This window comes from uncultured Microbacterium sp., assembly GCF_937927635.1.
In the GTDB taxonomy this organism is placed as follows: Bacteria; Actinomycetota; Actinomycetes; order Actinomycetales; family Microbacteriaceae; genus Microbacterium.
In genome coordinates, this window is record NZ_CALBRW010000016.1 from 308,875 (window position 1) to 329,545 (window position 20,671).

Below are 20,671 nucleotides of genomic sequence, written 5' to 3' on the forward strand. Positions count from 1 at the left end.
GCTGATCAGCGGATCGGCGGCGGCGAGGTCGGCAGGATCATCGAGAAGCGCCGCGCCCAGGTGACCAGCAGCAGCACACCGCCCATCAGCAGAATCAGGATGCCGACGACGAGCAGGGCGATGCCACCGCTCGCGTCGCTGCCCAGCAGCACGGCGCCCAGCAGCGCACCCAGGGCCCCGAGGCCGGCGAAGATCCAGCTGACGATCATCATCACCCGGTGCGAGCGGGGGCCGAACTGGCGGGGCTGCACGACACCGCGCTCCAGGATGTACTGCGCCCAGCGGGTGCCCGTCCACCACCGCTGCGCGCTCGCGGACACCGGGTACCAGCCGGCGCCGGCGCTCTCGGCCTCGCCGGGGAACGGCCGCAGTGCGGGGTCGAGCGATGGGGCCGTCTGCGGCGCCGGCACCTTGGCGCGCGCCGTGCCACGACCGGCCCCGATCATCCAGAGGACGCCGATCACGGAGAAGACGATCGCGATGACCCGCGTGTCCCTGCCGACCAGGAGGTTCACCAGGCCGATCAGCAGGAAGCACGAACCGAGCACCCAGCCCAGAGACGGAGGTTCGAGTGCGTAGGGTTCGGCAGCGACACGGCCCTGGCGCAGGTAGTATGCGGACCAGCGCATGCCGTTCCACCAGCGCGTCTTTCCGTCGTTCGGAGCGACGTACCAGCCCATCGGAGGACCTGCGGGCCGGAACTGCGGGGTGGCCTGGAACTGTTGAACCTGCTGCTGCGGGGCCGGCTGCTGCACCGCGGGGACCTGAGCCGCTGCGTCCGGCGATGTGAACCGCTCGGGGGCTGTGACTTCGCGCTCGTAGGCCGTCCACTGCGTGCCGTCCCACCAGCGCTCCCTGCCTGGTGCGCCCGCCGGATACCACCCTGCCTGAGCTGTCATACTCCGCCCCCCCTTCGGCTCACCGGCACTCCGGCCGAGCCTCCTGGACGATCGTACAAGCGCAGCCGGCACGCCTCAGGCGATCTGTCCGCGTGCAGAGAACATGCTCTCTGCATGCTCTCGACAATCGCCCTCGACGGATTCAGCTCCAGAGCGCGCCGACCCGTTCGGCCAGCGCCACACCCTGCTCGTGCCCGGCCCTTGCCGCGGGCGCGCGAAGTCGCGGGTTCATCGCCGCAGCGCCGAAGAGGCTGTCGTCGTCGGGGAACACCGTCTCGACCAGGCTCCCCGCAGCACGCAGCGTCTGCACCTGATCCACCAGGTGCAGGCCCCACTCCCGCGGCGAGCGCGTGCGCCCGCCGAACGGCGAGAGCACCAGAACACGGTCGTGACCTGCCGCCAGATCCGCGTTGTCGGCGTTGGTCCGGTAGCCGCCGTCGATGAATCGGGCGTCGCCGATGCGGTGGGGCAGGCCGCTCGAGGTGCTGGCTGCCACGGCATCCGCCAGCGGCACCCCGCTGTCGTGGTCGAAGATCACGGGCTCGCCGGTGCGCGCGTCGACGGCGGTGATCAGCATCCGCTGCGCGGGCCACTCCGACGACGGAAGACGGGAGGCGGTGATCTCGCGCCAGCGCTGCGAGGAGCTGCCGTCGTCGATCGCGTCGAGTTCCAGGGCGGATGCCGCGAGCCGGCGCCGCATGTCCTCAGGACCTGAGGATGCCGCGATGATCGCCGTCGTGCGCTCGAGGTGGTTGATGCCGGGACGGCTCGCGCGAGGGCCGCCTGCCGGGCGACCATCCGCGGGCGGCAGCGGCGCGATGGTGGCCTCGTAGAGCCCGCGCGGCGAGCCGCCCAGCAACTGCGCGGCCGTGGTCGCGCCGGCCGAGGTGCCGACGATCAGGTCGGCGCGTGTGACGTCGACGCCGGCCTCGAGCAGGCCAGCCACCACGCCGATGAGCCAGGCGTTGCCGGAGGATCCACCGCCGCCCAGGACGAGCGCGGTGCTGGTGCTGTCAGTGTTCATGCGGGAGACGACGATAGCACTCCGGGTAGCGTGGATGGATGCCCGAACGCCTGCTCGCCCCCGAGGATGCCGTCGTCGAGCTCGGGGAATTCGCGCACGGCGGGGCGGCGCTCGTGTTCGAGGACTTCGGGTCCGGGCCGCACCCGATCGTGCTGCTGCACGGCATCGGCATGGGCCGCTGCGTCTACATCGACCTGATCCGACGGCTGAGCGGCCGGGTGATCGGCATCGACCTGCCTGGTTTCGGCGAGGCTCCCGAGCCCGAGCGCACGCTGACCATGGAGCGGCACGCCGACCTCGTCGCGACCTTCCTGCGCTTGCGCGGCATCGCGGATGCCGTGGTGCTCGGGCACTCGATGGGCAGCCAGATCGCCGCGGAGGTCGCCGCACGGCATCCGAATGTCGTCGCTGGACTGATCCTGGCCGGCCCCACCGTGGACAGCACCGCCCGCAGCATCCGCGTGCAGGGTTCGTACCTGCTGCGCGACCTGATCGGTGAACGCCCGACCGTGCTGTGGCGCGGAGCGCGGGAGTACCTGCGCGGCGGCCCGAATCTCATCCGCAAGATGCGCGCCACCATCGTGCACGAGCCCGAGAAGGCGTACCCACGCGTGCAGGTGCCGACGCTGGTGCTGCGCGGCTCGCGCGACCCGCTGGCGCCGATGGACTGGTGCCGCAGGATCCTGACCCTGGTTCCGGATGCCCGGTTCGCGGAGATCCCCGACCACGGTCACGGCACGCTCATCAGCGATTCCGGACTCGCCGCGGCGGAGATCCTGGAGTTCGTGCGCGGGCTGTGAGCGCGGTGAGCGGAGCCGCCGGGTTCATAACTCCGGAGATCTGGACGGTGTCTGCGCCTATCGACGGCTTCTCTGCGGCTGGGCGCTTGGATCTCCGGAGTTGTGAACGGCGGGGAGCGGTGAGCTGCGGGCCCAGGGCGCCGAAGATCTCAGCGACCGCCGCGCCGACCTCGTCCGCCCGGCGGAAGAGGTCAGTGGCAAGCGGTCGAATCGTGACGTAGCCCAGTCGTGCAGCGGCCATGTCCCGGAATCGGTCCTCCACCTGCTTGTCCCAGCCCTCGTGGAACTCCCTGCTGTCGCATTCGATGATCAGCCAACCGTCCACGACGAAATCGACGCGGCCGATGCCCGGGATCCGGACCTGGGTCTCGAATGGCAGGCCCAGTGCTCTCAACAGCAGCCGCATGAACGTCTCCGGTCCGGACTCGGCGGAGGGATCGACCAGTGCCAACAGCACATGGAACCGCTGCGGCAGTTCTCGGAAGATCTCCTGGAGCTGGTCCATCGTCAGCAGACGGTGATGTACGACGCTGTCGAGAGTCGCGATCGCCGCTCGCGGAGTCTGGCAGCGAACGGACTGCCGCACCGCGTCTGCCACCGACACGATGTGGGGCAGTTCGTGGTCCTCACGCCGTTCCCAATGCAGCGTGATCCCCTCGTGCCTGCGGCGTCGGCTTCGCGAGAGATGCGACGGCACGTGCACATGAGTTCCAGGTGCTTCCAGGACGAAGACGCCGATCATCTTCAGCAGAGTGACGCACGCGATGCGTCCGCCGACTCGCACGGCGTCGGCCACCTCCGTCGGCAAGTCCGGTGATGCATACACGCCGCGCCGGAGGCGAATGAACTGCCCCGAGCGCACGGCCGCGGTGATGTCTCGCGGCTTGAGTCCCGCTGAGCACAGATTGTCACGCGTGAGGATCCCCGCGCTGCGGACATCCCTGAGACGTTCGGCGGGGGTTGGTGCGTTCTTCGACATGCCTGCGATCCTGTCCGATCTCGCCCCGTGTACTGCGCCGGATTCCCGGTAGGTGTGGACAACTCGACACAATTCACCGCGTGTGCAGGACGCCTGTTCGCAGGGCCCGCGGGATGCGTTCGCGGCGGGCATGCCGGCAGCGGGCGCTTCAGGAGCACCTGCTGTTCACAACTCCGGAGATCCACAGGGTTCGGGCACTGGATCCGCTGGACCCGCCCTGATCGCGGCAGATCTCCGGAGTTATAAACAAGCCCGAGCGGAAGGCCGGAGTCGCCGTTCTCTGACGCCGCTCAGCCGGCCCCGGGGGGAGTGGTCTTGGACTCGGCGTACTCGTCGACCACGAGGGCGCGCTGATTGATGGTGCCGTTGCGGTACGCCTGTCGGCCCACCATGTGCGCCGACAACGGTGCGGTGGCGAACTGCAGCAGGATCACGGGGATCACGATGAGCAGGCCCATCAGCATCCCGCTGATGGTGCGCTGCGCGACGGCGATGGCCAGGCAGATCAGCACGAGGCCCAGCACCTGCGGCTTGGTGGCGGCGTGCAGTCGGCTGGGCACATCACGGAAGTGCAGCAGCCCGACGGCCGCCGAGAGGCACAGGATCGCGCCGATCAGCACCAGCACGAGCACGATGACGTCGGCCACCTGCTGCGGGATCGCGAACTCGAGGAAGGAGGTCATGGCGTCGGGTTGTCCCTCCGTGCGACGTAGTTGGCAACGGCGATCGACCCGAACACGCTGACGGCGGCGATGATGAGCATCACCGGAATGTTGCGGGTGTGCCCGTTGATGGCCATGTCGGCACCCAGCACGCACATCACCTCGGTCAGCAGCACGTCGGATGCCACGGTGCGGTCCAGGATCGACGGGCCCCGCACGATGCGGACCACGCTGAGGATGGCCGCGACGCCGAACACAACCATGATCGCGATGAGCAGGATGCCGTTCATCGGGCGGCCCCCTTCCGGGTCGTTGCGACTGCGGCATCCGCCTTCAGCGCCGCGTACTGCGCGGGCGTGCCCACGGCGCGCACGATGCGGCGCTCCCAGCGCAGCACCTCGGCGCGGAAGTCGTCGACGTCGGCCTGGCTGTGCACGCCGATCACGTGCAGGTACAGGGTGCGCCGGTGCCGGTCGCTCTCCACCACCAGCGAGCCGGGGATGAGGGATGCCGTGACCGCCACGTGCGTGGTGATGATGTCATCGGCGTAGCGCAGCGGCACCTCGACGATGGCCGCACCTGGCTGACGGCGGAAGTCGAACACCTGGATGGCCACGCTGACGGCGCCGTGCACCACCGCGCCGAGGAACAGCACGATGAACACCACCGCGTACCAGACGTTCACGCGGCCGACGAGCTCGACGGTCGGCAACCGGAACACGCGGGTCACGAAGAATGCGACCAGGATGCCGGTGACCAGCGCCAACGGCGTGAACTGGTGCCACAGCAGCATCCACAGCAGGATCAGCCACAGCAGGAACGGCAGCTGCAGCAGGAGGTCGCGGCCCAGGCCGCGCTTGGTCTCGGGGTTCATCCCGCCTCCTGATCGATCTGCACGAGCGACACCGGTTGCAGCAGGCCCGCACCGATCCGGTCGCACAGCGCGTACAGCGGACCGGCGAACACCGTGAGGGACACCGTCACGGCGACCATCCCCGCCGTCGCCACGGTCATGATCGCGGGGATGCGGCGGGTCTCCTGCTGCACGTCGGCGGCCGGCGCCTTGCCGAGGTATCCGACGCGTCCCTCGATCTCGGAGAAGTCGTCGCCCTCACGCCAGAACGCGAGGTTCCAGGCGCGCATCAGCGCATACAGCGTGAGCAGGGAGGTGAGGATGCCCCCCATGATCAGCACGATCATCAGCGGCGTGCCCACCTGCGCGGCCGCCTCGAACAGCGCGATCTTGCCGATGAAGCCCGAGAACGGCGGCAGCCCGCCGAGGTTGATGGCCGGCACGAAGTACAGGACGGCCAGCAGCGGCGCGGCCTTCATCAGCCCGCTCACCCGCAGGATCGACGTGCTGCCGGCCTTGCGCTCGATGAGCCCGACGGCCAGGAACAGCGTCGTCTGCACGACGATGTGATGCACGATGTAGTAGACCGTGGCGCCGATGGCGGCCTCGGTGGCGATGGCCAGGCCGAAGATCATGTAGCCGACGTGGCTGACCAGCGTGAACGACAGGATGCGCTTGAGCTCGGCCTGCGCGACGGCGCCCAGCACTCCGACCACCATGGTGGCCAGCGCCACGATCAGCAGCAGCGTGTTGATGTCGCTCGAGGCGAACAGCTGCGTCTCGGTGCGGATCAGCGCGTACACGCCGACCTTGGTCAGCAGTCCCGCGAACACCGCCGTGACCGGTGCGGGCGCGGTGGGATAGGAGTCCGGCAGCCAGAACGACACCGGGAAGATCGCGGCCTTGATGCCGAACGCGATCACCAGCATCAGGTGCAGCACAAGCTGGGTCTGCGGCGGCAGCTGCGCCACCCGCTCGGCGATCTGCGCCATGTTCACCGTGCCCACCGCGCCGTAGATCATCGCGATCGCGGCCAGGAACAGGATCGACGAGACCAGCGAGACGACGATGTACACCGCCCCGGTGCGGATGCGGGATTCCGTGCTGCCCAGGGTGATCAGCACGTACGAGGCCACCAGCAGGATCTCGAATCCGACGTACAGATTGAACAGGTCGCCCGCGATGAACGCGTCGAAGATGCCCGCCGCGAGGATCAGATACGTCGGGTTGAAGATCGAGATCGGCGTCTCCTCGACGCCGTCGGCGGCGCCCTGGCCGATCGAGAACAGCAGCACCGCCAGCAGCACGATGCTGGAGACCAGCACCATCAGCGCCGCCAGCCGATCGACGTACAGCACGATGCCGAACGGCACCGGCCAGCCGCCCACCGACACCGCCAGCGGCTTGCCGGACCCATCCACCGTCGCCAGCAGGATCGCCGCGATCACCGAGACGGATGCCAGGGTGCCGGCGGTCACGAGCATCTGCAGGCGCGGATTGCGGCCGTAGATCAGGGTGATGGCGGCTCCCAGCAGCGGCAGCATCACGACCAGGGGGACCAGCGCGCTCATGGGCGGTCCTCCTCGTCGCGCTCACCCTCGGCATGGTTTGCCGAGCCGGTAGAAGCGCCATCCGGAACGTCCACCGGAGCGTCGTCGCGGATGTATGCGTAATCGCGCATGTTCAGCACGGTGATGGGAGAGGTCTCGGTCTCGAGGAAGTCGGTCGTGGCCTCCTCCTCCCCGGGGGTGGACTCGTCCTCGATGATCTCGTCCTCGGCATCCGTCCGCTCGCGCAGCGCGACGTCGTCCTCGTCGTCCTCGACGGTGTCGGCCTGGCCCAGCTGCCAGGAGCGGTAGATGAGAGCCAGCAGGAACGCCGAGACGGCGAACGTGATCACGATCGCCGTGAGGGTCAGCGCCTGCGGCAGCGGGTCGCTGAGCGCCCCGTCCTCGCCGAAGAACGGAGCCTTCCCGGGCACGCCCATCACGATCAGCAGCAGCAGGTTGGTGGCGTTTCCCAGCAGCAGGAATCCGATGAGCACGCGGGTGAGGCTCCGCTCCATCATCGCGTAGACGCCGGCGGCGAACAGCACGGCCATGATGATGACGAGGGTCAGCGAGACGTCCATCAGCCTTGCACCCCCTGGGAAGCCGCCCGCTCGGGCGCGGCCTTGAACAGCGCCCGCCGCTGCAGGGTCTGCCGGTCGACCTCGGCGCCCAGGCTGCGCAGCACGTCCAGCACCAGGCCGATCACGACGAGGTACACGCCCACGTCGAAGATCGTCGAGGAGACGAACTCCAGGTGCCCGAGCAGTGGCACGTCGGCCTCCCACACGGTGCTCTGCAGCGGTCCGAGACCGAAGAACATCGGCAGGATGGCGTCGCCCACGGCCAGCACCAGGCCGAAGCCGAGCAGACGCCCGGCATCCGTCGGAGCGGCCGCACCGAGCTCCCAGCGTCCGCCGGCGATGTAGCGCATGACCAGGGCCATGCCCGCGACCAGCCCGCCGGCGAAGCCGCCGCCGGGGCCGTTGTGGCCGGCGAACAGCAGGTAGATCGACACGACGATGATGGTGTGGAACAGCACCCGCACGATGACCTCGAGCAGGATCGAGCGGTTCTCGGCCTTCAGCTGAGTGCCGCTGACCAGCCATGCACGCGGGGCGCCGCGGTTCTCGGGGGTCTGGAACTTCACCCCGTCCGCCGTCTCGACCAGCGGCCGTCGTGCGGTGCGCCGCCGAGCGGTCTGCGGCAGGTCCCTCGTCGCCGAGAGCAGGTCGGCGCGGTGGGTGACGAACACGAGAGATGCCACGCCCGTGGCGGCCAGCACCAGCACGCTGAGCTCGCCCATGGTGTCCCAGCCGCGCAGGTCGACCAGCGCCACGTTCACGACGTTCTTGCCGTGCCCGAGGTCGTAGGCGAGCTGGGGGAAGTCGACGGAGATGGGGTCGAAGATGCGCGCCTGCGTGGCCACGATGGCCACCAGCGCCATGGTCACTCCCACGCCGATCGCCAGGATCGCGCGCGGGAGGCGGCCGACCGAGGCGTTGTGCTCTCCCATCCGCGAGGGCAGCCTCCGCAGCACCAGCGCGAACGTGACCATGGTGACCGTCTCGACGAGGATCTGCGTGAGCGCCAGGTCGGGAGCGCCGCTGGTGGCGAACAGCACCACCATGCCCAGGCCGGTCACCGAGACCAGCACGACGCCGGTGTACCGCTTGCGGGCGCGGACGGCGATGACGCCGGCGATCGCCATGATCGGTGCCACCACCAGCTGAGTCGGCGTATGCCAGGCCGACAGCGCCAGGCGCTCGGGTGCCGCACCCACCAGTGCTGTCGCCTCGGCCGCCAGCACCACGATGAAGATCGTGCCGACGTACATCGGCAGCGAGCCGCGCTGCGTCAGACTCGTGGTCAGCACCGAGAGGCGATCGATTCCGCGCATCACCTGGTAGTAGACGTCGGCGGCGGTGAAGCGCAGCATCCGCTGCCAGCGATGCCAGCCCGAGCGGATGCTGAGCACGAAGGCGCCTATGCCCCCGGCGATCGCGCCGAGCGAGATCAGCAGGGCGGGCTCGATCCCGTGCCACAGCGCGAGATGGCCGGCCTCTCCCAGAGCCGGGTCGAACGTCGCCGCATAGCCCTGCAGCATGATGTCCACTGCCGGAGCGCCGATGCCCACGGCGAGACTGAGTCCCGCCAGGACGATCGGTGATGCCAGGAATCCCACCGGCGGATCCGGCCATTCCGTATCCGGCATACGTTCACCGTGCCGGTTGTCCTTGCGCCAGAACGCGCCCCAGAGGAACCGGCATCCGTAGGCGACGGTCAGCACCGCGCCGACGGTGACGCCGATCAGCGCGACCCAGCCCCAGGGCGAGCCGTGCTGGGCGTCTTCGAGCAGGGCCGTGAGCGCGGACTCCTTGGACACATAGCCGATGGTCGGGGCGATGCCCATCATCGAGGCGACGGAGATGAACGCGGCGGTCGCCATCACCGGGGCCTGCCTGCCCAGGCCGGACAGCTCGTTCAGGTCACGGGTGGAGAGCTGGCGGTCGATGACGCCGACGATGAGGAACAGCGCGGACTTGAACAGGGCGTGCCCGATCACCAGCGCGAGGCCGGCGAGAGCCGCCCCCGGGGTGCCGAAGCCGATCACGACCGAGAAGAACCCCAGCTGACTGACCGTGCCGAACGCCAGGATGCGCTTGAGGTCGGTCTCGCGCAGCGCCTGGATGCCGCCCAGCAGCATCGTGAACACGCCCAGCGAGATGACGATGGGCCGCCACGGGCCGGTCAGCGCGAAGATCGGCGCGAAGCGCGCGATCAGGTAGATGCCGGCCTTCACCATGGCTGCGGCATGCAGGTACGCGCTCACCGGCGTCGGCGCCGCCATGGCACCGGGCAGCCAGAAGTGGAACGGGAAGATCGCCGACTTGGAGACCGCACCGATCAGGATCATCACGACCGCGGCATCCACCAGCGGTCCGGTCGGGGCGAGCTGCAGCAGTTCATGGATGCTGGCTGTGCCGGCATCCACGACCAGCAGGATCGCGCCGACGAACAGCACCAGACCGCCCAGCGTCGTGACCAGCAGTGCCTGCAGCGCGGCACGACGGCTGGCTGCGCGGTGGCGGTAATGGCCGATCAGCAGGTAGGAGAGGATGCTGGTGATCTCCCAGGACATGACCAGCATGATGAGGTCGTCGGTGAGCACCAGCCCGTACATGGCGCCCGCGAACCCCAGCAGGACACCGGCGAACTGGCCGACCTCGGCTGCATCGTCGAAGAAGTACCAGCGGCAGTACAGCAGCACCAGCGCGCCGACGCCGGTGACGATGAGCGTCAGCACCCAGCTCAGCACGTCCATGCGCATGGAGAGGTGCAGGCCCAGCTGCGGGATCCACTCGTAGTCCTCGAACGGTGCTGTCCCCACGAGCACGGCCGGAGTGAGCGCGAGCGCATGCACGAAGGCGGCGGCGGGGACGAGCGCCGCGACGATGAACGCCTGTGCTCCGAGCCAGCGCACCAGGAGGGGGAGGAGAACAGACCCTGCCAGGAACACGGCGAGGAGCAATTGCATCAGCGGCTCCTCAGGCTCGTCGAGGCCTTCCGGCGCGGGCGGGCAGTTCTTGCGACCATTCTACTGACGCGAGGTTCCGCGCGGTTCGGCGCCTGTGCGGCCCGGGTCGCCGAGCCCATCGCCTGCACTCAGCGAGCGTCGGCGAGTCGAAGCGAAGCGTCGCCCGGGCTCACAGCTGCCCCGTGCGAACATGAACTCATGCGTGGGGCATGGCGCGAGGCGTCGGGATGGGTGGCTGCCATCGCGATGTCCGCGATCATCGTCGGTCAGGTCGCCTCCACGCCACGCTCGGAGCTGCTCTTCCGCGATGGCGACTCCCTGATCGTGGCCATGGTCGGGCGTTCGATCCTGGACGGCGACCGACTGGACTGGATGTTCTCAGGCGTGCTGTTCCTGCCCGAGACGGCGGTCTTCACGCTGCTGCGCACTCTGCTCCCGACGGTGTCGATCATGTGCGTGCTGGCCGCGAACGCCATCGTGAACCTGGTGGCCTTCTACGGGGCGATCCGTCTGGCCGCCGGCAGGCGCCGCCCGGGCCATGCGCCGGTGGCATGGTCGCTCGCCGCGCTGGGCGCGTTCGGGATCCTCGCGATCACTGAGACGTCCGCGTCGCGGGATGCCCTGGATCCGGCATCCATGCTCCTGACCACCACCTACTACTCGGCCACCGTGATCGGCGCTGTCCTGGCCGCCGGCCTGGTGCGTCGCTGGTTCGACGCACGCGCGCGGCGTTCCGCGCTGAGACCCCTCACCACCGTCGAGACCCCTCATGATCGACGTCACTCACGAGGGGTCTCGACGGGCACGAGGGGTTTCGGCAGGCTGTTCTGGCTGGTCGTCGTGGCGCTGGTGTCCACGACGACCAACCTGCTCTTCCTCGCATGGGGCACCGCTCCGCTGATCGTGCTGCTCCTGGCGGCTCTGCATCCGCGGTTCGCCGGACGCCGTGCCCTGCCGCCGTTGATCGCACTCGTCACCGGCTCCGGACTCGGGATGCTGGCACGCATTCCGCTCTCGGCATGGATCGCGAATCCGGGCGACGGCTATGCGCATCCGTCCGACGCCCTGGTGTCGCTGGGGTACTACGGCGCACTCGCAGGCGAGCGTCTGGCCGCACCGGGCGGTATCGCCGCGACTGCGCTGACGCTGGTCCTGCTGCTGGTGTGCGTGCTGCGCACCGTCCGTCCCCAGCCCTGCGACGACGGCCCCGGTGCGCGGGGCGTTCTGCTGGCGGCATACGGCTGGCTGGCGCCGATCGCCACTGTCGTCGGCGCGATCCTGCTGGGTACGCACGCGGCGCGATATCTGCAGCCGATCGCGTTCGCGCCCGTGCTCGGGCTCGTCGCGCATCCGCTGGCACTGAAGCTCCCCTCCCCCACACGGATCTTCGCCGCCGTCGGAGCCGTGCTCCTGGCTGCCGGGGCGATGCTGTCGGTGCCGCGCATCCACGCCGCTGCGACGGCTCCGGACGCCGACGTCGCGTGCGTCGTGGACTGGGTGAATGCCTCCGGCCGCGTGGGAGCCGGCCAGTTCTGGACGGTGCGCCTGCCGAAGCTGCTTCTCGAGCATCCGGCGCAGCTGGTGCAGGTGGACCACACGCTGCGCGGCTACAACTGGCTCGCCGATCGCACGGACTTCTCCGCTCGAGAGGTGACGTTCCTCGTGCAGGATGCGCAGACCGTTCCGTGGCGGATCGCCGGAGCGCCACAGCCCGACGACGTCATCGCCTGCGGCCGCTACCGCATCCTCGACTTCGCGCGCCAGCCCCTGCCGCTCGGCCCCCAGCGCTCCTGAAAGCCCGTCTATGAAGCCGGTCAGCGTGCTGGCGGGGCCGTGGTCTGGCCCTCGCGGAACGTGCAGGTGAAGTGCACGGACTCCCCCGGTTCGCCGGCCAGCATCCTGATCACCTGCTCCCCCGCCGCGCGGCCCTTGGCCACGGCGGGCTGCGCGACGGTCGTGAGCTTCAGCGAGCCCAGACCGTCGGCGTTGATGCCGTCGAATCCCACGACGGTCAGGTCCTCGGGCACGCGCAGTCCCAGCTCCTCGGCCGCGCGGATCACGCCCACCGCGAGCAGGTCGCTCTGTGCGACGATCGCCGTCGGCCGGTCCGCGCGGAGCGCACCGGATGCATCGGTCAGCAGCGAGCGCGCGGCGATCATGCCCTCGTCGGCCAGGCTGGCCGCAGCCGTCACGCCGTCGGCATCCGGGTACACCTCGCGGAAACCGGCCAGCCGGTGCAGGGTCACGTCCACGGTCGCCGCCGCCACGCGCTCGGCGGTGATCGGCCCCCGTTCTCGCTCGGCATCCAGGGCCAGCGTCACCGTCGCGACATTCGTATGTCCGAGTTGGAATACGTACCGCGAGATCTGCGCGCTCGCCTCGCGGTTGTCCAGCGTGATCTGCGGGACCCCCTCTCCCGCGTCCCCCTCGATCACGACGACCGGCAGTCCGCGCTGGCGCACGGTATCCAGGGCGGCACGGGTTCGTCCCGAGCATCCGATCAGCACCACTGCGTCGACCGGAGCCTCAGTGATGGGCGGCGCCTCGTCGCCCTGCGGATCGTCTCGAAGCAGCAGGATGCCGGCGCTGTCCGCGGCGAGCGCGTCGGAGAGCCCGTCCATCATGGCCGTCGTCACCGGGTCCAGGAACGCGTATCGCAGCTCGCCGCCGAGCACCACGCCCACGATGCCGCTGCGACCGAGCCGCAGCGAGGCCGCTCGGGGGTCGGGGCCGGCGTAGCCCAGTGCCGCCGCAGCCGTCAGCACCTTTTCGCGCGTGGCGTCGGCGACATTGACCTTGCCGCTGAACACGACAGACGCCGTCGACGTGGAGACGCCGGCCTCGCGGGCCACGTCGGCGATGGTCGCACGACGTGCAGTGCTGCTCATCCTCCGAGGATAACGCGCTGCGCTCCCCCATCGTCGAATCGATTCGATAGACTTCCCGAATGGACGCCGCGCTCACCCACTCGCAGTTCGTGCGCTGGCGCGCGGCGATCTTCGCGATCTTCCTGTCCAGCGGCCTGTCGGTCGCCACCTGGGCATCCCGCGTTCCCGACATCGCGGCCGCACTCGGCATCGACAAGGCGCAGATCGGCCTGCTTCTGTTGAGCATGGGGATCTCGTCGATCATCGGCATCTCCACCGGGCCGCTGGTCATGGCCCGCACCGGCGCCCGGCTCGGGATGCTCGTCGCCATGCTCCTGTTCGGCACGGGCGTGCTGCTGATCGGCCTCGGCACCGACCTGTTCGGCTCCATCCCCGTGGTGCTCGCCGGGCTCATGCTCTTCGGGTTCGGCAACGGCTCGGTCGACGTGATGATGAACGTCGAGGCCACGGCCATCGAACAGCACATGGGCCGGACGATCCTGCCGGTGTTCCACGCCTTCTTCAGCTTCGGAACCGTGATCGGTGCGGGCATCGGCGTGCTGGCCGCGCGCGGGGGACTGGATGTCGCCGCGCACGCCGGCATCATCAGCGTCGTCATCATCGCGACATCCGTCGCCTGCTTCTTCCAGGTGCCGGTGCGCGAGATCGCCCTCGACCCCACCGACGAGATCAAGCCCACCTTCCGTCAGCGCATGCACACGGCGCTGGAGGCCTGGCGCGAGCCCCGCACCTATGCGCTGGGCATCGTGATGCTCGGCATGTCTTTCGCCGAGGGCGGCGCCAACGACTGGATCGCTCTGGGGGTCGTCGATGGGCACCACCAGCCGTCCGGAATGGGCGCGCTGGCGCTGGCCGTGTTCTCCATCGGCATGAGCGTGGTGCGCCTGTTCGGCGGACCGCTCGTGGACCGGTTCGGCCGCGTGACCGTGCTGCGCGTGCTGTCGGCGACGGCGGCGGCCGGCATCCTGCTGTTCATCCTCGGCCCGGACCTGCCGCTGGTGCTGGTCGGAGCGGCGCTGTGGGGGATCGGCGCATCGCTCGGCTTCCCGCTGGGCATGTCGGCGGCGGCCGACGACCCGACCAAGGCCGCCGCGCGCGTGAGCGCCGCGGCCACCATCGGCTACGTCGCGTTCCTCGGCGGACCGCCGGTGCTGGGAGTCATCAGCGAGCACATCGGCCTGCTGAACACGCTGTTCATCCTGGTGGCGCTGGTGGTCATGTCGGGGCTGTTCTCGAGTGCGGCGAAGCCGCTGCGCGAGGGCACCCCGGTCACGACGAAGTAGGCTCTTCGGGTGCGCCTCGTCATCGCCCGCTGCTCCGTCGATTACACCGGGCGGCTCCATGCCCACCTGCCCCTCGCCACGCGCCTGCTGGTGCACAAGGGCGACGGCAGCCTGCTCGTGCACTCCGACGGCGGCAGCTACAAGCCGCTGAACTGGATGAGCCCGCCGTGCACCCTGGCCACCGAGGAGCCCGGCGAGGAGGAGGCGACCGCCGGCGTCGTCGAGGTGTGGCGCGTCACGCACAAGAAGACCGGCGATGCGCTGCGCGTGCAGATCTACGAGATCCTGCACGACTCGAACCACGACCTCGGTATCGACCCCGGCCTGCAGAAGGACGGTGTGGAGGCCGATCTGCAGCGGCTGCTGGCCGAGCAGGTCGACCTGATCAGCGAGGGCGGCAAGCTGGTGCGCCGCGAGTTCCCGACCGCCATCGGTCCGGTGGATCTGATGATCCGGGATGCCGACGGCGCAGCCATCGCGGTGGAGGTGAAGCGCCGCGGCGACATCGACGGCGTCGAGCAGCTCACCCGCTACCTGGAGCTGCTCGGCCGCGACCCGCACCTCTCCCCCATCACCGGCGTGTTCGCCGCTCAGGAGATCAAGCCGCAGGCCCGCGTGTTGGCCGAGGACCGGGGCATCCGCTGCGTCGTCCTGGACTACGAGGGCATGAAGGGCACTGAATCCGGCGCCCCCCGCCTCTTCTGACCCAGTCCCCTCCCCTCCCCGCGTCGGAAATGTGGGGGAGGCGTGGAGACCGTGAAAAGTAGGGTGGGAGCATGGCTTACTCCTGCATCCTCTGGGACGTGGACGGCACCATCGCCGACGCGTCGGCGGGCATCATGCCGCGGCTGCGCAAGGTGTTCGCCTCGTACGGACTGCCGGAACCGGATGCCGCCGAGCTGTCGCTCTGGATCGGTCCGCCCATGCACGAGTCGTTCCAGTTGCGGGCGGGCCTCGACGAGCAGCGCGCGCACGAGGCCGTCGATCGCTACCGCGAGCTGGCCAAGGCCGACGGCTACGCGGCCTCCGTCACCATCTACCCGGGCGTTCCCGAGCTTCTGCGGGAGGTGCGGGATGCCGGCATCCCGCAGTCCACGGCCAGCACCAAGCCCGAGAACCAGGTGCGCGCCATCCTCGACCACTACGAGCTGACCGACCTGTTCACCGCGATCTCCGGCGCCCGACCCGTGCCCGAGGGGCGCGCCGACGGCAAGGCGTTCGTGATCGCCCAGGCGCTCGAGCGGCTGCGGGCCGCCGGGGTCGACACATCGCGGCCCGTGCTGATCGGCGACAGGCATCACGACGTCGACGGAGCCGCCGAGCACGGCATCCCCGTCATCTTCGTCGACTGGGGCTTCGGCGAGCCGCAGGAGGCCGAGCACGCGCACCAGAAGGTCTCCGACACCGTCGCACTGAGGCGCGCACTGCTCCACTGACAGCCGGGTACTGTACCGTGATCTAGGCGCGACATTGCCGATGACGCGCGCCATGAGGTGAAGGAGCAGCAGTGGCTGAAGCGCCGAGCACGCGCAAGGTGCAGCTCACCGTGCCCGCGGCCGACACCACTGTCACCGAATGGCTCGATCTGCAGTTCTCGGCCTCCGAGTCCGTGCGTCGCCTGATCCGCGAGTCGGTTGCCCGCGAGGGCTTCGTCGACGTGGCCAACCGACCGGTGCGCCCGCCCGCGAGTCCCGTGTACGTCGGGGAGCAGCTGCCCGACGAGGATCAGCCGGATTCCGCCGAGCCCACCGCAGCGCCGCAGCTCGCCTCGAAGAAGCCCCGGCCCGCCGCACGGACGGCGCCCACGACTGCGGATGCCGGACCCGACCACGAGCCGGATGCCGAATCCGCCCCGGCGAGGATCCGCCGGGAACGCGCAGCTCCCAGCGCGGCGACGGCGACCATCGACGACCTGCTCGGTCTATGAGCATCCTCCACAATTCCACCGACGACTCGGAACGAAAGGCCTTCCCATGAGCTCGGACATCATTCACCTGACCGGCGGCATCGACGTCGGAAACGGCTACGTCAAGGGCATGATCCTCAACACCGACACCGGCGTTCGGGACCGCATCGACCTGCCCAGCGCGATCGTGGCCACGCCACGGCAGTCGCCGAAGGTGCCGCTGGAGGACGCTGAGGCGCCCCAGACCATGAGTGATGCCGAGGAGGACTTCTACAACCGCCTCGACGCCTCGCTCTCGTCGCCGCTGGTGTCCGACAATGACCGCCGCATCTTCGGCCGCTCCGCGCTCAGCGTGCGCGGCTCGGTGTTCAGCGAGTTCGAGGTGCACGACGGCCACGCCAGCAAGGCCGACCAGCAGCTCAGCAAGATCCTCGTGCTGGGCGTGTACGCCGCCAAGGCGCTGCGCGACTACGTGCGCGAGCACGACGCCCTGCCCGACCACGAGCTGCGCGTGCGCGTGCGCACCGGCCTCGCCCTGCCGATCAGCGAGTTCGTCGCCCGCCGCTACGGCTACGCCGGCGAGTTCATCGGCTCGAAGGGCTCGGCCGTGCACCTGGTCACGATCAAGAACTTCAACACCCCCGTCAGCGTGCGCATCGAGTTCGACGACGTGCAGGTCGTGGCCGAGGGCGCTTCAGCCCAGTACGCCATCTCCGAGAAGGGCGAGCCCCTGGCCGACGCCCTGCTGGCCGACCTGCGCACCCGCGAGGCCGACATCCTCCCCGGCGTGACCGGCGCCGACCTGGTCGCTGCGCAGAACACCGTGGGCATCGACATCGGCGAGGGCACCGTGAACTTCCCGGTGTTCACCAACGGCCGGTTCAACGCCGAGGCCGCCTCGACCCTCGACATGGGCTACGGCACCATCCTCGAGAACGCCCTGGACCGTCAGGACGAGGCCGACCTGCGCTTCACCAGCCGCAAGCAGCTCGCGGACTTCCTGCAGTCCACCCCGTCGGTGCTGCAGCGCAACCGCCACACCCGCGCGGTGCACCTGGTGGAGCCCGACGTGAAGCACCTGGTCGAGCAGATCCGTCGCGCGTTCAGCGAGACGCTGAGCCAGTCCGGCGAGTCCACCGAGGTCGTGTACGTCTACGGCGGCGGCTCCGGCCCCATCAAGGACGAGCTCTACCCCGAGCTGATCAAGGCCGCCGGCGACGTGCCCGTGCTGTACCTGGATGCCCGCTACTCGCGCCACCTGAACCGCGAGGGCCTGTTCCTGGCCGCCCGCGCCGCCCAGGAGGCGTTCGACGCAGCCCAGGCCGCAGCGCAGAAGGCACCCGAGGGCAGCCGCCGCGCCGCGCGCAAGGGCGAGAAGGTCGACGCCTGACCCGACCCGTCAGACGAAAGAACCCCGCCGGATCCGAGAGGACCGGCGGGGTTCTTATGTCATTCGCCTCAGAGGGGGCGGATGTTCTCAGCCTGCAGGCCCTTGGGGCCCTGCGCCACATCGAACTCGACGCGCTGGTTCTCGTCGAGGGAGCGGTAGCCGGAAGACTGGATTGCGGAGTAGTGCGCGAACACGTCGGCGCCTCCGTCGTCGGGGGAGATGAAGCCGAAGCCCTTCTCCGAGTTGAACCACTTGACCGTGCCCTGGGTGCTCATCTACTGCCGTTCTGCTTGTTGCTATGCCGACGCAGGATGCACCGACTGTGGCTAACGCTATCCCAGCCGACGCGCCCGGCAACAGTGGTCAGCAGAAGGTGACCGAAATGTTGCACGACGAGAACACCGGAGGACACGTCGGAACGGCGGCGGGAACGCTCCCAGGAGGCATAGGTTGGCCCTCACCGCGGGGGGAGCGATGAGGGCCGAAGACGACCGGAGGGTGCGTCAGACTTCAGCATACACAACTTCGAGCAGCTTTGTCCCCCATTTGGGGGACAAAACTTCAGAGATCCCGCGCGGGGCACGCAGACAGACGGACGCCGCCGGCCGTGCCCCCGTGGAGCGGCGCCAGCGGCATCCCGAACTGTTCGGACACGCACGCAGCGCCGGAGTGGCCCTGATCCCGCTGAGGGGAGGCGAGATGGCCGACGCCGCCGACCTCAGCCGATAACCAGCCGATAACCACTTCATCTCGCACTTCCAACGAAAACGACCCCCGACCTTGGGAGCTGAATCCCAAGTCAGAGGCCATTTTCCATCTGTGCGCGAGGGGGGACTTGAACTGACCTCGACCCCCTCGCGCCGCGAATCTGGGCCGAGCGTTCTGCCGCATAAAATCAACGATCTACGACATGTGACCTGTGGATAACTCCGCCGCGATACCTTGACCTACAGGTTGCTTAGCACTTTCGTTAGCACTTTTTGCAACGCTCTTTACTGTAGGGGCCGATAGCGTCGCCGCCCATCGCAGCGCCGATACCCATAGGTGATAAGGGTCTGTCCTTAGTTCACGATCGGTAGCCCGGTCGCCTGAGCTGCTTGTTCGAGGGATCCGAGGTTGGTGAGGTTCGTGAACCCGGCCTGTTCCATGAGCGCGATCGCCTGGCCGGATCGGTTGCCTGAGCGGCAGTAGACGAGGTATTCGGCGTCTGAGTCGAGGCTCGGGATCGCGGCGGCGAGGTCGCCGCCGTTGAAGTCGAGCAGCTTGGCTCCATCGAGGTGCCCTGCTGAGTGCTCCGCGGCGGTGCGGACGTCGAGCAGGATCGTGGCATCACCGACTTCGACCGGGTTCGCACCGCCAGCCGAGTTCGGCGCGGATGAGCAGGCTGCCAAGCCGAGCAGGAGCGCGACAGCGGAGAGGGAGATAGTGATTGAACGGAGCATGGCGGGTGGCCCTTTCAGCTTGATTTTGGTCTGGTGGTGACGGATGGTTCAGGGGTCGGGTGTCCGACTGGCGCAGACCAGGGCGCAGCAAAGTGGGTGCTGGAACCCGTATCGCAAGTGTCGCCCGGACAGTACTTGGGCGGTTGCTTGCTGAAACGGCTCTGTAGGGCGCAGCCGACGCAGATGCCGAACGCGGTCTCGAGGAAGAGCAGAGTGAGACAGGAGCCGCAGAGCGCGAGGGGGATCCAGAGCGGTGCCGCGAACAGGCCCATGCTCGCGCAGGCGACGAGGGCGAGGCCGAAGCCCAGCCACCATGCGAGCTCCTTCTGCGGTGCGCCGACCCATTCCGGGCGCTGCCCTTTCACCGCAAGGCGGCCGAGCATCAGCGTGGGCGACCAGCGGTCACCTGCGGTCACACGCAAAAGCATGTCGATCATGAAGAACATGCCGAAGGGCTGCAGCGGCTGTGCCGAGCCGGTGAAGAACGCCGTCGCGAATGCGGCCCCGCCCAGCAGGAACATGATTCCCGCGGCCGCGCGCACAGCCCGCTCGTCGATGACGGGGATCGCGTGCCCGGGGACGACTCGGCCGATGCGCGAGGCTCGGGTTTCGGCGCTTGAGGCGTCAGCGATCATTGGAGGCGTCTTCCGTTTCAGGCTGAGGTGAACAACGACAGGAACGCAGGGGCTTCTTGGACGAGCACGAAGGCTCCCATTACGAGCACGAACACGCCGAACCCTTTACGGAGCGCGCGTCCGGGGATGCGCCCGGCCAGGGCGACGCCCGCGAACGACCCCGCGACGGCGGTCGCCGTGAAAGCGAGCACGATCGGCCAGTGCAGCTGCACCGAGAACAGGTAGCCGCCGAGTCCCGCGAACGACTTCATCGCGATCACGAGCAACGAGGTGCCCACCGCGATCGCCATGGGCAGGCCGCCGAGCAGGTTGAGTGCGGGGACGATGAGGAAGCCACCACCCGCACCGACGAGGCCCGTGGCGATGCCGACGAGCAGCCCGTCGATGAGGATGCGCAGGATCGGCCTCGGGTGATCCGCAGCGCGCGCCGCGCCGCCGCGATCCTTGCGACCGCGGATCATGGCGGTCGCGGTGACGATCATCATGATGGCGAACAGGATCATAAGCGCCACCCCGGGGATGAACCCGCCGAGCAGGCCGCCCGCGAACGCGCCGGCCATGCCCGCGATACCGAACAGGGCCCCGGTCTTCCAGCGCACACGTCCCGATCTGGCGTGGCCGATCATGCCGACCGCGCTGGTCGCGCCGACGATGAAGAGAGACGCGGCGATCGCCTCGCGCGGTTCCATCCCCAGCACATATGCGAGGATCGGGACGGTGAGGATCGATCCGCCGCCGCCCAGGAGCCCGAGGGACACGCCGACCAGCGCCGCCAGAGCGAGCGCGATGACGATCAGATGGGGTTCCACTCGGACTCCTGAGTGC

The 20,671-nt window shown here is 69.0% G+C and carries 21 protein-coding genes and 1 pseudogene; 7 read left to right on the forward strand and 15 right to left on the reverse strand.

Annotation, left to right across the window (positions count from 1 at the left end; genetic code table 11):
• Nucleotides 1–5 precede the first annotated feature (5 nt).
• Together Q0568_RS06155 and Q0568_RS06160 are read right to left on the reverse strand one after the other, a co-directional pair.
• Complete coding sequence (locus Q0568_RS06155; RefSeq protein ID WP_298863862.1) at nucleotides 6–899, reverse strand: DUF2510 domain-containing protein; 894 nt, start codon at nucleotides 897–899, stop codon at nucleotides 6–8.
• A 142-nt stretch (nucleotides 900–1,041) separates the two neighbouring features.
• A complete protein-coding gene (locus Q0568_RS06160; RefSeq protein WP_298863865.1) occupies nucleotides 1,042–1,923 on the reverse strand; it encodes a patatin-like phospholipase family protein in 882 nt (293 codons plus the stop codon).
• A gap of 38 nt (nucleotides 1,924–1,961) precedes the next feature.
• Here Q0568_RS06160 and Q0568_RS06165 point away from each other — a divergent pair, with 38 nt between their 5' ends.
• Nucleotides 1,962–2,723 carry an alpha/beta hydrolase gene (locus Q0568_RS06165; RefSeq protein ID WP_298863867.1) on the forward strand — a complete coding sequence of 254 codons (762 nt, stop codon included), beginning with the start codon at nucleotides 1,962–1,964 and terminating at the stop codon, nucleotides 2,721–2,723.
• Here Q0568_RS06165 and Q0568_RS06170 read toward each other — a convergent pair.
• The 8 genes and pseudogenes from Q0568_RS06170 to Q0568_RS06200 all read right to left on the reverse strand — a co-directional run bounded on the left by Q0568_RS06170 (nucleotide 2,668) and on the right by Q0568_RS06200 (nucleotide 10,302).
• Nucleotides 2,668–3,228 carry a hypothetical protein gene (locus Q0568_RS06170; protein WP_298863870.1) on the reverse strand — a complete coding sequence of 187 codons (561 nt, stop codon included), beginning with the start codon at nucleotides 3,226–3,228 and terminating at the stop codon, nucleotides 2,668–2,670. The genes Q0568_RS06165 and Q0568_RS06170 overlap by 56 nt on opposite strands.
• Before the next feature lie 318 nt (nucleotides 3,229–3,546).
• Nucleotides 3,547–3,834 (reverse strand): annotated as a pseudogene (locus Q0568_RS17185) (type IV toxin-antitoxin system AbiEi family antitoxin domain-containing protein); the annotation flags it as partial.
• A gap of 158 nt (nucleotides 3,835–3,992) precedes the next feature.
• A complete protein-coding gene (mnhG, locus tag Q0568_RS06175; RefSeq protein ID WP_298863872.1) occupies nucleotides 3,993–4,385 on the reverse strand; it encodes a monovalent cation/H(+) antiporter subunit G in 393 nt (130 codons plus the stop codon).
• On the reverse strand, nucleotides 4,382–4,654 hold the full coding sequence (locus Q0568_RS06180) for a monovalent cation/H+ antiporter complex subunit F (protein WP_298863876.1): 273 nt from the start codon (nucleotides 4,652–4,654) through the stop codon (nucleotides 4,382–4,384). Before Q0568_RS06180 ends, mnhG begins: the two co-directional genes overlap by 4 nt.
• Nucleotides 4,651–5,238 (reverse strand): Na+/H+ antiporter subunit E, encoded by a 588-nt coding sequence (locus Q0568_RS06185; protein WP_298863879.1) that lies wholly within the window; start codon nucleotides 5,236–5,238, stop codon nucleotides 4,651–4,653. The genes Q0568_RS06180 and Q0568_RS06185 overlap by 4 nt, the downstream gene beginning before the upstream one ends.
• Entirely contained in the window at nucleotides 5,235–6,788 is a 1,554-nt protein-coding gene (locus Q0568_RS06190) for a Na+/H+ antiporter subunit D (protein ID WP_298863881.1), read from the reverse strand. Before Q0568_RS06190 ends, Q0568_RS06185 begins: the two co-directional genes overlap by 4 nt.
• The gene (locus Q0568_RS06195; RefSeq protein WP_298863883.1) at nucleotides 6,785–7,348 is read right to left on the reverse strand and encodes a Na(+)/H(+) antiporter subunit C; all 564 of its coding nucleotides are present in this window, start codon (nucleotides 7,346–7,348) and stop codon (nucleotides 6,785–6,787) included. The genes Q0568_RS06190 and Q0568_RS06195 overlap by 4 nt, the downstream gene beginning before the upstream one ends.
• The gene (locus Q0568_RS06200) at nucleotides 7,348–10,302 is read right to left on the reverse strand and encodes a Na+/H+ antiporter subunit A (protein ID WP_298863886.1); all 2,955 of its coding nucleotides are present in this window, start codon (nucleotides 10,300–10,302) and stop codon (nucleotides 7,348–7,350) included. The genes Q0568_RS06195 and Q0568_RS06200 overlap by 1 nt, the downstream gene beginning before the upstream one ends.
• A 198-nt stretch (nucleotides 10,303–10,500) precedes the next feature.
• On the opposite strand from Q0568_RS06200, the gene Q0568_RS06205 reads away from it, so the two are divergent.
• The gene (locus Q0568_RS06205; protein WP_298863889.1) at nucleotides 10,501–12,096 is read left to right on the forward strand and encodes a hypothetical protein; all 1,596 of its coding nucleotides are present in this window, start codon (nucleotides 10,501–10,503) and stop codon (nucleotides 12,094–12,096) included.
• Between the two features lie 20 nt (nucleotides 12,097–12,116).
• On the opposite strand, the gene Q0568_RS06210 is transcribed toward Q0568_RS06205, so the two are convergent.
• Nucleotides 12,117–13,190 carry a LacI family DNA-binding transcriptional regulator gene (locus tag Q0568_RS06210; protein WP_298863891.1) on the reverse strand — a complete coding sequence of 358 codons (1,074 nt, stop codon included), beginning with the start codon at nucleotides 13,188–13,190 and terminating at the stop codon, nucleotides 12,117–12,119.
• A 59-nt stretch (nucleotides 13,191–13,249) separates the two neighbouring features.
• On the opposite strand from Q0568_RS06210, the gene Q0568_RS06215 reads away from it, so the two are divergent.
• The 5 genes from Q0568_RS06215 (at nucleotide 13,250) to Q0568_RS06235 (ending at nucleotide 17,769) form a co-directional block, all read left to right on the forward strand.
• Nucleotides 13,250–14,473, forward strand: a complete 1,224-nt coding sequence (locus Q0568_RS06215; protein WP_298863895.1) for an MFS transporter — start codon at nucleotides 13,250–13,252, stop codon at nucleotides 14,471–14,473.
• 9 nt (nucleotides 14,474–14,482) lie between these two features.
• The gene (gene nucS / locus Q0568_RS06220) at nucleotides 14,483–15,178 is read left to right on the forward strand and encodes an endonuclease NucS (protein WP_298863897.1); all 696 of its coding nucleotides are present in this window, start codon (nucleotides 14,483–14,485) and stop codon (nucleotides 15,176–15,178) included.
• Between the two features lie 71 nt (nucleotides 15,179–15,249).
• On the forward strand, nucleotides 15,250–15,909 hold the full coding sequence (locus Q0568_RS06225; protein WP_298863900.1) for an HAD hydrolase-like protein: 660 nt from the start codon (nucleotides 15,250–15,252) through the stop codon (nucleotides 15,907–15,909).
• Nucleotides 15,910–15,980: 71 nt separating this feature from the next.
• Nucleotides 15,981–16,400: a hypothetical protein gene (locus Q0568_RS06230; protein WP_298863903.1), complete on the forward strand. Its 420-nt coding sequence runs from the start codon at nucleotides 15,981–15,983 to the stop codon at nucleotides 16,398–16,400.
• A gap of 46 nt (nucleotides 16,401–16,446) precedes the next feature.
• Nucleotides 16,447–17,769 (forward strand): hypothetical protein, encoded by a 1,323-nt coding sequence (locus Q0568_RS06235; RefSeq protein WP_298863906.1) that lies wholly within the window; start codon nucleotides 16,447–16,449, stop codon nucleotides 17,767–17,769.
• Nucleotides 17,770–17,837: 68 nt separating this feature from the next.
• Here Q0568_RS06235 and Q0568_RS06240 read toward each other — a convergent pair whose 3' ends face one another.
• The 4 genes from Q0568_RS06240 to Q0568_RS06255 all read right to left on the reverse strand — a co-directional run bounded on the left by Q0568_RS06240 (nucleotide 17,838) and on the right by Q0568_RS06255 (nucleotide 20,655).
• Nucleotides 17,838–18,044 carry a cold-shock protein gene (locus Q0568_RS06240; protein WP_136034351.1) on the reverse strand — a complete coding sequence of 69 codons (207 nt, stop codon included), beginning with the start codon at nucleotides 18,042–18,044 and terminating at the stop codon, nucleotides 17,838–17,840.
• 786 nt (nucleotides 18,045–18,830) lie between these two features.
• On the reverse strand, nucleotides 18,831–19,211 hold the full coding sequence (locus tag Q0568_RS06245; protein WP_298863921.1) for a rhodanese-like domain-containing protein: 381 nt from the start codon (nucleotides 19,209–19,211) through the stop codon (nucleotides 18,831–18,833).
• A 14-nt stretch (nucleotides 19,212–19,225) separates the two neighbouring features.
• The gene (locus tag Q0568_RS06250; protein WP_298863924.1) at nucleotides 19,226–19,846 is read right to left on the reverse strand and encodes a DUF4395 domain-containing protein; all 621 of its coding nucleotides are present in this window, start codon (nucleotides 19,844–19,846) and stop codon (nucleotides 19,226–19,228) included.
• A gap of 17 nt (nucleotides 19,847–19,863) precedes the next feature.
• Nucleotides 19,864–20,655 (reverse strand): sulfite exporter TauE/SafE family protein, encoded by a 792-nt coding sequence (locus Q0568_RS06255; protein WP_206475466.1) that lies wholly within the window; start codon nucleotides 20,653–20,655, stop codon nucleotides 19,864–19,866.
• Nucleotides 20,656–20,671 lie beyond the last annotated feature (16 nt).

Excerpts from the sequence above, each read along its gene's own strand:
- Q0568_RS06200 (WP_298863886.1), bottom strand. The coding sequence starts at position 10,302 with ATGCAATTGCTCCTCGCCGTGTTCCTGGCAGGGTCTGTTCTCCTCCCC.
- Q0568_RS06185 (WP_298863879.1), bottom strand. The coding sequence starts at position 5,238 with ATGAACCCCGAGACCAAGCGCGGCCTGGGCCGCGACCTCCTGCTGCAG.
- Q0568_RS06225 (WP_298863900.1), top strand. The coding sequence starts at position 15,250 with ATGGCTTACTCCTGCATCCTCTGGGACGTGGACGGCACCATCGCCGAC.
- Q0568_RS06190 (WP_298863881.1), bottom strand. The coding sequence starts at position 6,788 with ATGAGCGCGCTGGTCCCCCTGGTCGTGATGCTGCCGCTGCTGGGAGCC.
- Q0568_RS06205 (WP_298863889.1), top strand. The coding sequence starts at position 10,501 with ATGCGTGGGGCATGGCGCGAGGCGTCGGGATGGGTGGCTGCCATCGCG.
- Q0568_RS06210 (WP_298863891.1), bottom strand. The coding sequence starts at position 13,190 with ATGAGCAGCACTGCACGTCGTGCGACCATCGCCGACGTGGCCCGCGAG.
- Q0568_RS06245 (WP_298863921.1), bottom strand. The coding sequence starts at position 19,211 with ATGCTCCGTTCAATCACTATCTCCCTCTCCGCTGTCGCGCTCCTGCTC.
- Q0568_RS06155 (WP_298863862.1), bottom strand. The coding sequence starts at position 899 with ATGACAGCTCAGGCAGGGTGGTATCCGGCGGGCGCACCAGGCAGGGAG.
- Q0568_RS06170 (WP_298863870.1), bottom strand. The coding sequence starts at position 3,228 with ATGGACCAGCTCCAGGAGATCTTCCGAGAACTGCCGCAGCGGTTCCAT.
- Q0568_RS06180 (WP_298863876.1), bottom strand. The coding sequence starts at position 4,654 with ATGAACGGCATCCTGCTCATCGCGATCATGGTTGTGTTCGGCGTCGCG.
- Q0568_RS06215 (WP_298863895.1), top strand. The coding sequence starts at position 13,250 with ATGGACGCCGCGCTCACCCACTCGCAGTTCGTGCGCTGGCGCGCGGCG.
- mnhG (WP_298863872.1), bottom strand. The coding sequence starts at position 4,385 with ATGACCTCCTTCCTCGAGTTCGCGATCCCGCAGCAGGTGGCCGACGTC.
- Q0568_RS06165 (WP_298863867.1), top strand. The coding sequence starts at position 1,962 with ATGCCCGAACGCCTGCTCGCCCCCGAGGATGCCGTCGTCGAGCTCGGG.
- Q0568_RS06160 (WP_298863865.1), bottom strand. The coding sequence starts at position 1,923 with ATGAACACTGACAGCACCAGCACCGCGCTCGTCCTGGGCGGCGGTGGA.
- Q0568_RS06240 (WP_136034351.1), bottom strand. The coding sequence starts at position 18,044 with ATGAGCACCCAGGGCACGGTCAAGTGGTTCAACTCGGAGAAGGGCTTC.
- Q0568_RS06195 (WP_298863883.1), bottom strand. The coding sequence starts at position 7,348 with ATGGACGTCTCGCTGACCCTCGTCATCATCATGGCCGTGCTGTTCGCC.
- Q0568_RS06235 (WP_298863906.1), top strand. The coding sequence starts at position 16,447 with ATGAGCTCGGACATCATTCACCTGACCGGCGGCATCGACGTCGGAAAC.
- Q0568_RS06250 (WP_298863924.1), bottom strand. The coding sequence starts at position 19,846 with ATGATCGCTGACGCCTCAAGCGCCGAAACCCGAGCCTCGCGCATCGGC.